Here is a 14,257-nt window from a genome sequence, read left to right on the forward strand (position 1 = left end):
CCGCGGGTTTCAGCCGTGTTTCGTGTTGCCGCGCGGTTTCCCGGAGCTCACGGGAGGGGCTCTCCGGGGGCCGATGTGGTGGCCGCGCGGGCCGGGCGGTGCGGCGCGGGTCCGGGGATCAGGGACAATGGGCGCCATGAGCGTTCGTACCCCGTCATCAGCCGAGCCGTCCGAGGCCGTCCACCGCGCCGGCTTCGCCTGCTTCGTCGGCCGCCCCAACGCGGGCAAGTCCACCCTCACGAACGCTCTGGTCGGCCAGAAGGTGGCGATCACGTCGAACCGGCCGCAGACCACGCGGCACACGGTGCGCGGCATCGTGCACCGGCCGGACGCCCAGCTGATCCTGGTGGACACCCCCGGCCTCCACAAGCCGCGCACGCTGCTCGGCGAGCGGCTCAACGACATCGTGCGGACGACGTGGGCCGAGGTCGACGTGATCGGCTTCTGCCTGCCCGCGAACGAGAAGCTCGGCCCCGGTGACCGGTTCATCGCCAAGGAGCTCGCCTCCATCAAGAAGGCGCCGAAGATCGCGATCATCACCAAGACCGATCTCGTCGACAGCAAGACGCTCGCGGAGCAGCTCATCGCGGTCGACCAGCTCGGCAAGGAGCTGGGCTTCGAGTGGGCCGAGATCGTGCCGGTGTCGGCCGTCGGCGACCAGCAGGTCGAGCTGCTCGCCGACCTCATCGTGCCGATGCTGCCCGAGGGCCCCCCGCTCTACCCCGAGGGCGACCTCACCGACGAGCCCGAGCAGGTCATGGTCGCCGAGCTGATCCGCGAGGCGGCGCTGGAGGGTGTGCGGGACGAGCTGCCGCACTCCATCGCTGTCGTGGTGGAGGAGATGCTGCCGCGCGAGGACCGGCCCGCCGACAAGCCGCTGCTCGACATCCACGCGTTCGTCTACATCGAGCGGCCCAGCCAGAAGGGCATCATCATCGGCCCGAAGGGCAAGCGCCTGAAGGACGTCGGCATCAAGTCCCGCAAGCAGATCGAGGCGCTCCTCGGCACGCCCGTCTTCCTCGACCTGCATGTGAAGGTCGCGAAGGACTGGCAGCGGGACCCTCGCCAGCTGCGGAAGCTCGGGTTCTAGGGCGGGTTCCTCTTCTGCGGGTCCGTCGTGGCCGGGCGCGCAGTTCCCCGCGCCCCTTTGGGGCGCGTTCCGTGGCGGTACCTATCTCACCCCCCTGACCCGCGTCACCAGCACCGCCCCCACCAACCCGATCACCGCCGCCGTCAGGTACAGCGTCCGGTAGCCGCCCAGGTGGGTGACGAGCGGGGCCGCCAGGGCGGGGGCCGCGACCAGAGCACGAACGGCTTGCGCCGCCCCACTCGGTCCGACCAGGCGCCGCCCACCACGACGGTGGCGAGCATCGTCGCGCCGTTCACGGCCGTCAGGATCAGCACGCCCTGCTCCGGGTCCGCGTACTCCAGACGGTCCCGCAGGAAGTAGAGAAGGTAGAGCAGCACCAGCGCGTTGCTGACGTTGATGAGGAAGCGGGTCAGCCAGGCCCAGGCCAGGTCGGGGTGGCGGCGCGGGCTCAGCCGGAACCCGGACAGGAAGTCCTGACGGTTCCACGGTGGGCGGTCGGCCGGTGACAGGCGCAGGTCCCGGTGGCGTACGACGTAGGGCAGCACGCCCGCGACGGTGAAGACCGCACACGCCGCGTACCCCGCGCCCGTCCCGCCCGCCACCGTCGCGAGCCCCGTGCCGACGACCACGCCGAGCAGCTGGGCCGCGCCGAGCCAGCCGCCCACCGAGCCCCGCTGAAGGCGCGGCACCCGGTCCGGCACGGCCGCCGTGACCGCGGCGAAGGCGGCGTTCAGGGCGAGTTGGACCAGGCACCAGCCCGCCGCCAGCCACCACACCGAGCCCGCCGCGGAGAGCAGGAGCAGCGCGGCCGCGCCGCCCGCCGCGCCCGCCACGATCCACGGGGTGCGCCGGCCCCAGCGGGACGTCGTGCGGTCCGAGAGCGCGCCGAAGACGGGGTTCGCGGCGAGGGAGACGACCGCGCCGGCGCCCGTCACCCAGGCGAGCACGGTCTCCTTGGAGGTGCCCGCGGGCGCCAGGTCCTCCGCCTGGACGGCCAGCAGGATCTGCAGCGGTCCGTACCAGCCCACCCAGATCGCGCCGTTGGCGAGCGACAGCGAGGCCGTCCAGCCGCGGCCGACCCGCTCGGTCGGCTCCCGCAGCGCGGTCGCGGTCACGGGCGCCGAGCCCGCAGGGCCTCGCGCAGCCAGTGGTACGACGCCTTGGGGGTGCGCACCTGTGTGGCGTGGTCGACGTGGACGAGGCCGAAGCGCCGCCGGTAGCCCTCCGCCCACTCGAAGTTGTCGATCAACGACCAGACGAAGTAGCCGCGCACGTCGACACCCGCCTCCAGCGCCCGGTGCAGGGCGCGGAGATGGCCGTCCAGGTACGCGATCCGGTCCTGGTCGTCGAGTCCTTCGTACGAGCAGCCGTTCTCGGTGATGACGAGCGGCGGGAGACGCTCGCCGTAGCGGTCGCGGAACGCGGTGAGGAGTTCGGTGAGGGCGTCGGGGACGACGGGCCAGCCGAAGTCGGTGACCGAATAGCCCTCGATCTGCCGCGGGGAGAAGGGGAGTTCGGGTGGGAGCGTGACGCCCGCGAACTCGGCGGCCGTGCCCTCGGGGAGCGGGGCGCCCACCTTCGTCGGCTGGTAGAAGTTGATCCCGTACCAGTCGAGGGGTTCGGCGATGACCTTCAGGTCCGCGTCCGGGTCGGGCGAGGGCATCAGCTCGCCGATGCCCTCCGGGTAGCGGCCGATGAGCAGCGGGTCCGCGAAGAGCCGGTTGAGGAGCACGTCGTAGAAGTCCGCGGCGGCCGTGTCCTCCGCGGCGGGGGAGGCGGGCCAGGTCGGGCCGTGCGAGTTGGCGATGCCGATGTCGCGGGCGCCGGCCGCGCGCAGCGCCTGTACGGCCAGGCCGTGCGCGAGGAGCTGGTGGTGGGCCGCGGGCAGCGCGTCGAAGAGGAGCCGCTCACCGGGGGCGTGCTGGCCGAGCGCGTGGCCGAGGAGGGTGTGTTCCGCCGGTTCGTTGAGGGTGATCCACTTGGTGACACGGTCGCCGATGCGGGCCGCGACCACGGCCGCGTAGTCGGCGAACCGCTCGGCGGTGCGCCGGTTGAGCCAGCCGCCCGCCTCCTGCACGACGAGCGGGGTGTCCCAGTGGAAGAGGGTGGGGACGGGGCGTACGCCCGCCGCGCACAGTTCGTCGACGAGCCGGTCGTAGAAGTCGAGGCCCTCCGGGCTCACGGCGCCCGCGCCGGTGGGCAGCACGCGAGGCCAGGAGACCGAGAAGCGGTAGGCGTCCACGCCGAGGTCGCGGACGAGCGCCACGTCCTCGCGGTAGCGGTGGTAGTGGTCGCAGGCGACGGCGGCCGTCGTGCCGTCCTTCACGTTCCCCGGCACGGCCGTGAACGCGTCCCAGACCGAGGCGCCGCGCTCGTCGGCGGCGCCCTCGATCTGGTGGGCCGATGTGGAGACGCCCCACAGGAAGTCGCGGGGGAAGCTGGGTATCGGGCTCGCCGCACTCGCTGCCATGGGCGGGATCCTCCGTACCGGCGAGTACGGAAGTCAATGGGCGTGCGACAAGAAGATGAGCAAAGCTCAAGTTTTGGTGGCCGCGCTACGAGCCCTCCTTCAGCACCCGTGAGATCAGCTTCCGCTGCGGCTCCGTCAGCCGCGGGTCCGAGCAGTACACCGTCCGGCCGTCCACCGTCAGCTGGTAACTGAAACCGTCCGGCACCCCTATCGGCTGCGTGCTCCGCCCCTCGGCCACGGCCTGCTCGGCCAGGGCGTGCCATTCCGGGGCATCGGCCAGCTCCGAGGTGTCCACCTCGGCATGCCGGTCGATGCCCGCGAATCCTCCGGTCCGCTTCACCTGGATACGCATGGGTCCTGTCTACTCCACCGGGCGGGCGGCCGGTAGCACGCCGTCAAGCCGTCACTCGCTCGTCGGCACCTTGACCGTCGACCACGCGTCGACGACGGCCTTGAGCTCGTCGCCGTCGCCGAACTTCTGGCGCGCGGCGGCGACCGTCAGCTTGGCGAAGTCGATGAAGGACGCGTCCTGCGCCAGCTCGCCGCCCGTCAGGACTGTGTACCAGATCTGTCCGGCCCGCTCCCACGAGTGACCGCCGAGGGCGTCGGCGACCAGGTAGAACGCGCGGTTGGGGATGCCGGAGTTGATGTGCACGCCGCCGTTGTCGCGGCCCGTGCGCACGTAGTTGTCCATGTCGGCCGGCTGCGGGTCCTTGCCGAGCACGTCGTCGTCGTAGGCCGTGCCGGGCTCCTTCATGGAGCGCAGCGCCTTGCCGGTGACGCGCGGGGCGAGCAGTCCGGCGCCGATCAGCCAGTCGGCCTCGGCGGCGGTCTGGCCCAGCGTGTACTGCTTGATCATCGAGCCGAAGACGTCCGCCATCGACTCGTTCAGGGCGCCCGGCTGGCCAAAGTACGTCAGGTTCGCCGTGTACTGCACGACGCCGTGGGTGAGTTCGTGGCCGATGACGTCCACGGGGATGGTGAAGTCGAGGAAGATCTCGTTGTCCCCGTCACCGAAGACCATCTGTTCGCCGTTCCAGAAGGCGTTCCCGTAGTCCTCGCCGTAGTGGACCGTCGCGTTCAGAGGCAGACCGTTGCCGTCGATGGAGTTGCGGTCGTACGACTTCTGGAACAGCTCGAAGGTCGCGCCGAGACCCGCGTACGCGCGGTTGACCGTGGCGTCCTTGCCCGGCTTGTCGCCCTCGCCGCGCACCTTGCGGCCCGGCAGCTCGGTGCGGTGCTTGGCGTCGTGGATCGTGCGGTGCGGCTTGCCGGCCGCGGCTTCCTTGGGTGTGGCGACGGAGGGGGCGCCGATGACGGTCGTCAGGCGGCGGTGGGTGCGCTCGATGGAGTCCCGCTCCAGGGTGCGGCGGGCGGGTGCGGCGAGCGCGGGGTCCTGGTTCTGGGCGAGGGTGTCCAGGACGTGGGGCGGCACGATGGTGCAGAAGACGGGCTCGAAGGCTCGTGGGTTGACGGTCATGGCGGCAATGTGGCACTGGGTCATGCCACTGTCACTACCTGCGACCATGATTGCTGAAATAGAGGGATTGATCACCACTGGGGGTTTATCCGGCCACGGTCCCGCATACTGATACGGGCCCGCGCCCGGAGCGCGGCTCGGCTAGGCTGCGGCACATCATGCGATTCGGGCTGCTTCTCCTTAGCTGCCGCGGCGAGGGCCTGTAGTCGAGGCCGACCCCCTCCCCGCGGAGTTCGGCGTTGCGCTAAGACCGTCGGCCGTCCTTCAGGACACTTCCGAGGAGCCCCGCACATGCCGAACTTCCAGCGCCCCACCTCCATGCCGGTCCACAAGTACGGGCAGTACGAGCAGGTCGGCATCCCCGACCGCACCTGGCCGGACAAGCGGATCACCGTCGCTCCCCGCTGGCTCTCCACCGACCTGCGCGACGGCAACCAGGCGCTGATCGACCCGATGTCCCCGGCCCGCAAGCGCGCCATGTTCGACCTGCTGGTCCGCATGGGCTACAAGGAGATCGAGGTCGGCTTCCCCTCCTCGGGCCAGACCGACTTCGATTTCGTACGGTCGATCATCGAGGACGAGGACGCGATCCCCGATGACGTGACCATCTCCGTCCTGACCCAGGCGCGCGAGGAGCTCATCGAGCGCACGGTGGAGTCCCTGAAGGGCGCCCGGCGCGCGACGGTCCACCTGTACAACGCGACCGCACCCGTCTGGCGCGATGTGGTCTTCCGCGGCTCGCGCGACGCCGTCAAGCAGATCGCCGTGGACGGCACGCGCCTGGTCATGGAGTACGCCGACAAGCTGCTCGACGACCGTACGACGTTCGGATACCAGTACAGCCCCGAGATCTTCACCGACACCGAGCTGGACTTCGCGCTGGAGGTCTGCGAGGGCGTCATGGACGTCTGGCAGCCCGACGCCGACCGCGAGATCATCCTCAACCTGCCCGCCACCGTGGAGCGTTCGACGCCCTCGACCCACGCGGACCGCTTCGAGTGGATGTCGCGCAACCTGTCCCGGCGCGAGTTCGTCTGCCTCTCCATCCACCCGCACAACGACCGCGGCACCGCCGTCGCCGCCGCCGAGCTGGCCGTCATGGCCGGCGGCGACCGCGTCGAGGGCTGCCTGTTCGGGCAGGGCGAGCGCACCGGCAACGTCGACCTGGTGACGCTGGGCATGAACCTCTTCTCGCAGGGCGTCGACCCGCAGATCGACTTCTCGGACATCGACGAGGTCCGCCGTGTGTACGAGTACTGCACGCAGATGGAGGTCCACCCCCGCCACCCGTACGCGGGCGACCTCGTCTACACCGCCTTCTCCGGCTCCCACCAGGACGCCATCAAGAAGGGCTTCGACGCGATGGAGACCCGGGCGGCGGCCCAGGGCAAGACGGTCGACGACATCGAGTGGGCCGTGCCGTACCTGCCCATCGACCCCAAGGACGTCGGCCGCTCCTACGAGGCCGTCATCCGCGTCAACTCGCAGTCCGGCAAGGGCGGCATCGCGTACGTCCTGAAGAACGACCACAAGCTGGACCTGCCGCGCCGCATGCAGGTCGAGTTCTCGAAGATCATCCAGGCGAAGACCGACACCGAGGGCGGCGAGGTCACGCCCGACGCGATCTGGAGCGTCTTCCGCGACGAGTACCTGCCGAACCCCGAGAACCCCTGGGGTCGGATTCAGGTCAAGAACGGCCAGACGACGACCGACACCGACGGCGTCGACACCCTCACCGTCGAGGCCACCCTGGACGGCGCGGACACGGTTCTGACCGGCTCGGGCAACGGTCCGATCTCCGCGTTCTTCGACGCGCTGCAGGGCATCGGCATCGACGTACGCCTCCTGGACTACCAGGAGCACACGATGAGCGAGGGCGCGTCCGCGCAGGCCGCCTCGTACATCGAGTGCGCGATCGGCGACAAGGTGCTGTGGGGCATCGGCATCGACGCCAACACGACGCGCGCCTCCCTGAAGGCCGCCGTCTCCGCCGTCAACCGCGCGGCACGCTGATCCGTCGACCGGTTCCGCCCGGTTCCGCCCGGCCCCGTCCGCCGTTCCGGCGGGCGGGGCCGCGTCGTCTCCCGGCCATGTCCGGCTCGCTCTCCTGTGCGAGGTGCTGACGCCGCATCAACGATGTGGCTAACATCACGCCAACGCGGCAATGCAGCCGGGGAGTTACGGAGGTGTGTGGTGCTGCCAGATCGTGGACGAAACGGCCGGAATTCCCGCATCCCCGCCAAGCCGGTCTCACGCGGGCGAGCGCTGTGCAAACGCATGGTCGGCACGCACACCGCCTGGGACACTGTCGGCGACGGAGAGTTCTTCTGCCCGGCCTGCGGCGGCGACCGCAACTACCAGCGGCTCACAGGACGGCGCCGCTTCGTCCTGCTCGGCCTGCCCGTCGTGCCGCGCGGCACCCGCGGACCCGTCGTCCAGTGCGCCGCCTGCCAGGACCTGTTCGACCCGGACGTCCTGGACCACCCCACCACCACCCGGCTCTCCGCCATGCTCCGCGACGCCGTGCACACGATCGTCGTCGCGGTCCTCTCCGCGGGCGGCACCGGCTCGCGCACGGTCCTCGAAACGGCCGTCTGCGCGCTGAACGGCGCGGGGTGCGACGACTGCTCCGAGGACGAACTCGCCACCCTCGTCGACACGCTCGCCGCCGACGCGGGACGTGCCACCGAGACCGACTGCCAGCCCGGCCTCCCCGGACTCGCCATCGAACTCCACGAGGCGCTCGGCCCGCTCGCCCCGCACCTCGCCCCCGCGGGCCGCGACGCCCTGCTCCTCCAGGGCGCCCGCATCGCCCTCGCCGACGGCCCCTACACCCCGGCCGAGCGGGACGTGCTCACCACGGCGGGGTGCGCGCTCACGATCTGCTCGGAGGACGTGGCACGCCTCCTCGCGACGGCACGGACGCCTTCCTGAGCTCACGGGCGACGGCGCGCTGCTACGCGTACCCCGCGCACCCCGCGTACTCCGTGGGGAGTAGTTCCGGTCGGTCGCCTCCCCGAGCCGTAGCGCCCAACTCGCCCCCCAGTCCGACGGATTGCGGCCCGGAGTCCGGGAAGGTTGGCCCCGGACACGTCAGCCCAGCCGAAGGAGGCCCGACATGGGGGCCGCACAGACAGCCGCCGCGCCGCGACGGCGACGGCGCGCCGTGCCCTGGGTGTTCCTGGGGCTGTGGATCGTCGTGCTCGCGCTGGCCTCGCCCTTCGCGGCGAAACTCGCCGACGTCCAGGAGGACCGGGCCGTCGACTACCTCCCCGCGAGCGCCGGTTCCACGGAAGTCGCCAAGATCCAGGAGCAGTTGCCGGGCGGCGAGGCCACCGAGATGGTGCTGGTCTACCACCGGGACGGCGGGCTCACCGCCGCCGACCGGACGGCCGCCGCCGGGCAGGTCGCCGAGATGGCAGAGGCGCACAAGCTCGTCGGCAGGCCCGAGGCCGTGCCCTCGAAGGACGGCACCACCCTCATGTACCCGCTCGCCTCCACCGAGCCGGGGCAGGACGAGGACAAGCGGGACACCCTCGTCGAGGACATCAGGGAGACCGCCCGCGGCGAGGGCGGGCTGAGCGTCGACGTCGGCGGGCCCGGAGCCCTCGACACCGACGCGGGTGAGGTCTACAACTCGCTCGGCGGCCCCCTGCTCTACACCACCGCAGGCGTCGTCGCGCTGCTGCTCGTCCTCATCTACCGCAGCCCGTTCCTGTGGCTCGTGCCGCTCGCCGTCGCGGGCGCCGCCGACTATCTCGCGATGGGGGTCGCGTACGGACTGAACCAGGCCTTCGGGACGTCCGTCACCGGGCAGAGCTCGGGCATCATGACCATCCTCGTGTTCGGGGCGGGCACCGACTACGCGTTGCTGCTCGTCGCCCGCTACCGGGAGGAACTCCGCAGGATCGAACGGCCCTACGACGCGATGACCACCGCCCTGCGCGGCTGCGGGCCCGCCGTCCTCGCCTCCTCCGGGACCGTCGCCGCCGGACTGCTCTGCCTGCTCGCCGCCGACCTCAACAGCAGCCGCGGCATGGGTCCGCTCGGCACCGTCGGCGTGCTCTGCGCGCTCGTGACCATGCTGACGCTGCTGCCCGCCGTGCTCGTGCTCCTCGGCAGGCGGGTGTTCTGGCCGCTCGTCCCCGAGTACGGGAGCACCCCGAAGCAGCGGCGGGGCCTCTTCGCCGCGATGGGCGGCTCGGCCGGACGCAGGCCGCTCACCGTGCTCGCGAGCGGAGCCGTGCTGCTCGGCGCGCTGGCCCTCGGCGCGCTGAACCTGCCGGGCGCGCTCAAGCAGGAGGACTCCTTCACCAAGACCCCGGAGTCCGTGTCGGCCATGAGGACCCTCGCCACCGCCTACCCCGAGCGCGGCACCCAGCCGATCACCGTCATGACCCCGGCCGGCCGGGCCGACGACTCCCTGGCGGAGATCCGCGACACGAAGGGCGTCGACAGCGCGCGGCCCGGACGCACCGCCGAGGGCTGGACCGAGATCTCCGTCATCACGACCTCCGCGCCCGAGTCCGCGGGGGAGACGGCGACCATCAAGACGCTGCGCGACGGCCTCGACGACTCGTACGTGGGCGGCGCCTCCGCGCAGCAGATGGACCTCAAGGACACCAACGCCCGCGACCGGAACATCGTCGTGCCGCTCGTCCTCGGCGCCGTCCTGCTCGTCCTCGTCGCCCTGCTGCGCAGCATCGTCGCGCCCCTGCTGCTGCTCGCCGCGGTCGTCGCGGTGTGGGGCGCCTCCCTCGGCATCGCGGGCCTCGTCTTCGAGCCGCTCTTCGGGTTCGAGGGCACCGACCCGGGGCTCGGGCTGCTCTCCTTCGTCTTCCTCGTCGCGCTCGGCGTCGACTACGGAATCTTCCTGATGCACCGGATGCGCGAAGAGTGCATGAACGGGGCCGAACCGGGGGCGGCCGCGCTCACCGCCCTGCGCACCACCGGCGGCGTCATCGCCTCGGCGGGCCTCGTCCTCGCCGCGACGTTCGCCGTGCTCACCAGCATGCCGCTGGTCCAACTCGTCGAGCTGGGCTCCGTCATCGCCGTCGGCGTCCTCCTCGACACCTTCCTCGTCCGTACGTACCTGGTGACGAGCGCGAGCGTGGCGCTCGGCAGGAAGGTGTGGTGGCCCGGCCCGCTCTCCAAGGCCCCCGCGGCGAAGACACCGCCGTCCCGTGAGGCCGAGCCCGAACGGGTCCCCTCGCCTTGAGCCGGCCCCCGAAGGCGCCCCTCCCCTCCCGGAGGGGCGCCCCCGTGCCCGAGGATGGGGCGGTGCAATCACCCCGATGCCTCCTCGCGGAAGGCCCTCGGCGCAGGCTCGTCGAGCGCGCGCTGGGCCCCGGCGCGCCCCACGGCCGGCTGCGCGGCACGGACGTCCTGTTCGCCGTGGCCATGGCCGCGAGCTCCGTCGTGGTCGTGCTGGTCGTGCACGACAACGGCGGGCCGCCCGGCCTGCCCGGCTGGCTGCTCCTGGCCGCCGCGCACCTCACCATCGTGTGGCGCCGCCGGGCCCCCATGCGCGTGATGTGCGTCCTGATGGCGCTGCTGGTGCCCTACCACTCCCTCGACGCCAACCACACCGCGCCCATGGCGGTGTCGATGACCGCCCTCTTCACCGTCGCCTCCCGGTGCCGGCCCCGGCACACCGTCCTCGTCGGCGCCGGGGTCATGGGCATCATCCTCGGCCTGAAGTTCCACGAGGGCATGGCCGAGGGGGCGGAGTCGCTGCGCATCTCCGGCTGGATCGTCGCCTTCCTGCTGCTCGGCGTGTACGTACGCATCCACCGCCAGTACGTCACCTCCGTACTGGAACGGGCCGAACGGGCGGAGCGCACCCGCGAGGAGGAGGCGCGCCGCCGGGTCGCCGAGGAGAGGCTGCGGGTCGCCCGCGACCTGCACGACCTCCTCGCGCACAGCATCACGCTCGTCGGCGTCCAGACCTCCGTCGCCGCGCACGTCCTGGCCGCGGACCCCGACCGCCTTGACCGCGCGGCCGTCGCCAAGGCCCTCGACGACGTCGCCGAGACCTGCCGCACCGCCCGCGGCGAACTCCGCGCCACGCTCCAGGTGTTGAGGTCGGGCACCGAGGACGAGACGGGCGAGGCCAGAGGCCCGCTGCCCGGCCTCGACGGCCTGCCCGACCTCGCCGACGCGGCCCGCACCTCCGGCGCCCGCGTCGAACTCGCGGTGGCCGAGTGCGAGGCACCGGCCGCCGTGGGCGCCGCGGCCTACCGCATCGTCCAGGAGGCGCTCACCAACGTCGTACGGCACGCGGGCCCCGGCATCACCGTCCGCGTGTCGGTGCGCGCCCAGGACGCGGCGCTGTGCGTGCGCGTCGCCGACGACGGCACCGGCGGCCGCGCCCAAGAGGACGGCCACGCACCGGGGTTCGGGCTCGTCGGGATGGCGGAGCGGGCCCGCACGGTCGGCGGCACCCTGGACGCGGGCCCGCGCCCCGAGGGGGGTTACATGGTGTCGGCGGTGCTGCCCCTGGCACCCGTGTCCCTGGGAGGACTGTCATGACGGTACCGATCCGCGTGCTGCTCGCCGACGACCAGACGCTGGTGCGTGCCGCGTTCGCGATGCTCGTCGACTCGGCGCCCGACATGGAGGTCGTGGGGCAGGCGGGCACGGGCCGTTCGGCGGTCGACCTGGCCCGCTCCGAGCGCGCCGACCTCGTCGTCATGGACATCCGCATGCCCGACCTCGACGGCATCGAGGCGACACGGCTGCTCGCGGCCGACGAGGACCTGGCGGGCGTGAAGGTCCTGATGCTGACGACGTACGACACCGACGAGCACGTCGTCGACGCGCTCCGCGCGGGCGCGTCCGGCTTCCTCGTCAAGGACACCAGACCCGCCGAACTCCTGGACGCCATCCGCACGGTGGCCGCAGGCGACGCCCTCCTCTCGCCAGGACCCACGGCCCGCCTCATCGCCCGCGTGCTGCGCGCACCGGACACCGCGCTGCCCGTCACCGGCGGACCCGAGGGCCTCTCGGAGCGGGAGCGGCAGGTCCTGCGGCTCGTCGCGCGCGGCCTGAACAACCAGGAGATCGCCGACACCCTGAGCCTGAGCCCACTGACCGCGAAGACCCACGTCAGCCGCATCATGGGCAAGCTCGGCGCCCGCGACAGGGCCCAACTGGTCATCATCGCCTACGAATCCGGCCTGGTCGCGCCGGGCACGCCCGCCGCTCCCTGACGCCGGCCGGGTCACAGCAGTCCGGCCGCCGCCAGGTGTCCGCCGACCCGGTCGGTCTCCGCCGGTGACAGCGGGATCTGCGGCTCCGCCGTGGCGGCGCAGTCGATCACCCCGCGCAGCCGCAGCGCCGCCTTGAACGCGCCCAGCGCCGACGAACTCCCGCCCATCCGCGCCGGATCACCGGCCGCCACCATCCCGAAAAGACCGCACAGCCGCTCCTGTTCGGCCCGCGCCCGCCCCCAGTCGCCCTCCCGGCAGGCGCGGTAGAGGCGCGCGTAACCCGCGGGGTCCACGTTCCCGAGGCCCGGCACGACACCGTCCGCGCCCATCGCGAGCGCCGAGTCGGCCGTCACCTCCGACCCCGTGAGGACACTGAACCCGGCGAGCCCCGGCTCCGACCGCTTGCCGAGGACGACGCTCCGGAAGGCGCCCTCGTCGCCGCTGGAGTCCTTCAGGCCCGCGAGCACGCCGTCCCTGGCCAGCTCCAGGACCAGCCCCGCGCCCAGCTTGGAGTGCACCGACACCGGCAGGTCGTACGCGACGACGGGCACCGCGCAGCCCTCCGCGACCAGCCGGAAGTGGCGGGCGATCTCCGCCGGATGGGTCCGGGTGTAGAAGGGCGCGGTGACCACGACCGCGTCCACGCCCGCCCGCGCGAGGGCCCGCGCGTGGTCCAGGACGCGGGGCGTGGTCATGTCGATGGCTCCCGCGAGCACGGGCAGCCGCCCGCCCACGTGACCGACGACGGTGTCGACGACGAGTGCGCGCTGCCGGTCCGTCAGATACGCGACCTCGGAGGTCGACCCGAGCACGAAGAGACCGTCGACGCCGCCCGCGACGAGATGGTCGACGAGCCTGGTGAGGGAGGAGGTGTCCACCTCGCGGTCCGGTGTCAGAGGAGTGCAGACGGGTGGCACGACACCGGTCAGCGGGGTGGGAATCGTCATGGATGCTCCCTCGGGGTGGCGATGTCGGCGGCGCTGCCGGTGACGGGGGCCGTGGCGGCGGCCTGGGTGACGAGGTCGTGCGTCGACTGTCCCTCTTCGACGGGGTGGAAGCAGCGGAACCGGTGTCCCGCGCCTGCCGACAGAGTGTCCGGCATGGCGGTGGCGCACACCTCGTCCGCCTTCCAGCAGCGGGTGCGGAACGGGCAGCCGCTCGGCGGCCGGGTCGCCGACGGCACGGGTCCGGCCAGCGGGATCGGGTCGATGGGGTCGAGCAGGCCCGGCGTCGCGGAGAACAGGGCGCGGGTGTACGGGTGCCGGGCGCGGTCCAGGATCTCCTCGGCGGGGGACTCCTCGACGATCCGGCCGAGGTACATCGTCACGACGCGGTCGCTCATCCTGCGGACGGTCTGGATGTCGTGGGACACGAAAACGAGCGCGAGTCCCAGGCGCTCCTTCAGGTCGAGGAGCAGGTTGAGGATCTGGGCGCGGACGGACACGTCGAGGGCGCTGGTCGGCTCGTCGGCGACCAGGAGGTCGGGTTCGAGCGCGAGGGCGCGGGCGATCGCCACGCGTTGTCTCTGGCCGCCGGACAGCTGCCCCGGCAGCCCGTCGGCGAGGGCCTTCGGCAGCCCGACCAGAGACATCAACTCCCGTACACGATCGTCCCGTTCCCTCGGGGTGCCGCGTCTGTGCACGTCCAACGGGTCACGGAGTATCCGGCTCACCGGCAGGCGCCGGTTCAGGGCGGTCGAGGGGTCCTGGAAGATCATCCCGGTGTGGGTGCCGATGGAACTCCGCCTTTCGGCGGGCGTCATCTTCCACAGGTCGTGGGCGCGGAACGAGACGGTCCCTGTGGTGGGTCGCTGGGCGCCCACGAGGACCTTGGCGAGGGTCGATTTGCCACAGCCCGACTCTCCTACGACCCCGACCGTCTCGCCGGGGGCGACGGTGAGGGTGGCGGCGGTCAGGGCGTACACCCTGTCCCGGGAGAACAGGCCTCCTGAGCGGGCCTTGTGTACGACATGGACGTCGTTCAACTCGACGATGGGGGTGGTCATT

Annotated in this window: 11 protein-coding genes and 1 pseudogene; 6 read left to right on the forward strand and 6 right to left on the reverse strand. The window is 72.0% G+C overall.

Annotated features, from left to right (window positions below):
- Positions 1 to 127: 127 nt before the first annotated feature.
- Positions 128 to 1,090, forward strand: a complete 963-nt coding sequence (era, locus tag AB0N81_RS05140) for a GTPase Era (protein WP_365355813.1) — start codon at positions 128 to 130, stop codon at positions 1,088 to 1,090.
- An 81-nt stretch (positions 1,091 to 1,171) separates the two neighbouring features.
- Here era and AB0N81_RS05145 read toward each other — a convergent pair.
- The 4 genes and pseudogenes from AB0N81_RS05145 to AB0N81_RS05160 form a co-directional block, all read right to left on the reverse strand.
- A pseudogene (locus tag AB0N81_RS05145) lies at positions 1,172 to 2,205 on the reverse strand (MFS transporter).
- On the reverse strand, positions 2,202 to 3,560 hold the full coding sequence (locus AB0N81_RS05150) for a GH1 family beta-glucosidase (RefSeq protein ID WP_365355815.1): 1,359 nt from the start codon (positions 3,558 to 3,560) through the stop codon (positions 2,202 to 2,204). Before AB0N81_RS05150 ends, AB0N81_RS05145 begins: the two are co-directional and overlap by 4 nt.
- 85 nt (positions 3,561 to 3,645) lie before the next feature.
- A complete protein-coding gene (locus AB0N81_RS05155; protein WP_365355818.1) occupies positions 3,646 to 3,912 on the reverse strand; it encodes a protealysin inhibitor emfourin in 267 nt (88 codons plus the stop codon).
- A 51-nt stretch (positions 3,913 to 3,963) separates the two neighbouring features.
- Positions 3,964 to 5,040 carry a M4 family metallopeptidase gene (locus AB0N81_RS05160; protein WP_365355820.1) on the reverse strand — a complete coding sequence of 359 codons (1,077 nt, stop codon included), beginning with the start codon at positions 5,038 to 5,040 and terminating at the stop codon, positions 3,964 to 3,966.
- Between the two features lie 291 nt (positions 5,041 to 5,331).
- Here AB0N81_RS05160 and leuA point away from each other — a divergent pair, with 291 nt between their 5' ends.
- The 5 genes from leuA (at position 5,332) to AB0N81_RS05185 (ending at position 12,251) form a co-directional block, all read left to right on the forward strand.
- Complete coding sequence (gene leuA / locus AB0N81_RS05165; protein WP_365355822.1) at positions 5,332 to 7,053, forward strand: 2-isopropylmalate synthase; 1,722 nt, start codon at positions 5,332 to 5,334, stop codon at positions 7,051 to 7,053.
- 180 nt (positions 7,054 to 7,233) lie between these two features.
- Positions 7,234 to 7,974, forward strand: a complete 741-nt coding sequence (locus AB0N81_RS05170; protein WP_365355824.1) for a TerB family tellurite resistance protein — start codon at positions 7,234 to 7,236, stop codon at positions 7,972 to 7,974.
- A gap of 184 nt (positions 7,975 to 8,158) precedes the next feature.
- Positions 8,159 to 10,258: an MMPL family transporter gene (locus AB0N81_RS05175; RefSeq protein WP_365355826.1), complete on the forward strand. Its 2,100-nt coding sequence runs from the start codon at positions 8,159 to 8,161 to the stop codon at positions 10,256 to 10,258.
- 62 nt (positions 10,259 to 10,320) lie between these two features.
- Complete coding sequence (locus AB0N81_RS05180) at positions 10,321 to 11,571, forward strand: histidine kinase (RefSeq protein WP_365355828.1); 1,251 nt, start codon at positions 10,321 to 10,323, stop codon at positions 11,569 to 11,571.
- Positions 11,568 to 12,251 carry a response regulator transcription factor gene (locus AB0N81_RS05185; protein WP_365355830.1) on the forward strand — a complete coding sequence of 228 codons (684 nt, stop codon included), beginning with the start codon at positions 11,568 to 11,570 and terminating at the stop codon, positions 12,249 to 12,251. Before AB0N81_RS05180 ends, AB0N81_RS05185 begins: the two co-directional genes overlap by 4 nt.
- Positions 12,252 to 12,262: 11 nt before the next feature.
- Here AB0N81_RS05185 and AB0N81_RS05190 read toward each other — a convergent pair whose 3' ends face one another.
- Positions 12,263 to 13,198 carry a dihydrodipicolinate synthase family protein gene (locus tag AB0N81_RS05190; protein WP_365355832.1) on the reverse strand — a complete coding sequence of 312 codons (936 nt, stop codon included), beginning with the start codon at positions 13,196 to 13,198 and terminating at the stop codon, positions 12,263 to 12,265.
- Entirely contained in the window at positions 13,195 to 14,256 is a 1,062-nt protein-coding gene (locus tag AB0N81_RS05195) for an ABC transporter ATP-binding protein (RefSeq protein ID WP_365355834.1), read from the reverse strand. The genes AB0N81_RS05190 and AB0N81_RS05195 overlap by 4 nt, the downstream gene beginning before the upstream one ends.
- Position 14,257: the final 1 nt, after the last annotated feature.

This window comes from Streptomyces sp. NPDC093510 (assembly GCF_040683555.1).
In the GTDB taxonomy this organism is placed as follows: Bacteria; Actinomycetota; Actinomycetes; order Streptomycetales; family Streptomycetaceae; genus Streptomyces.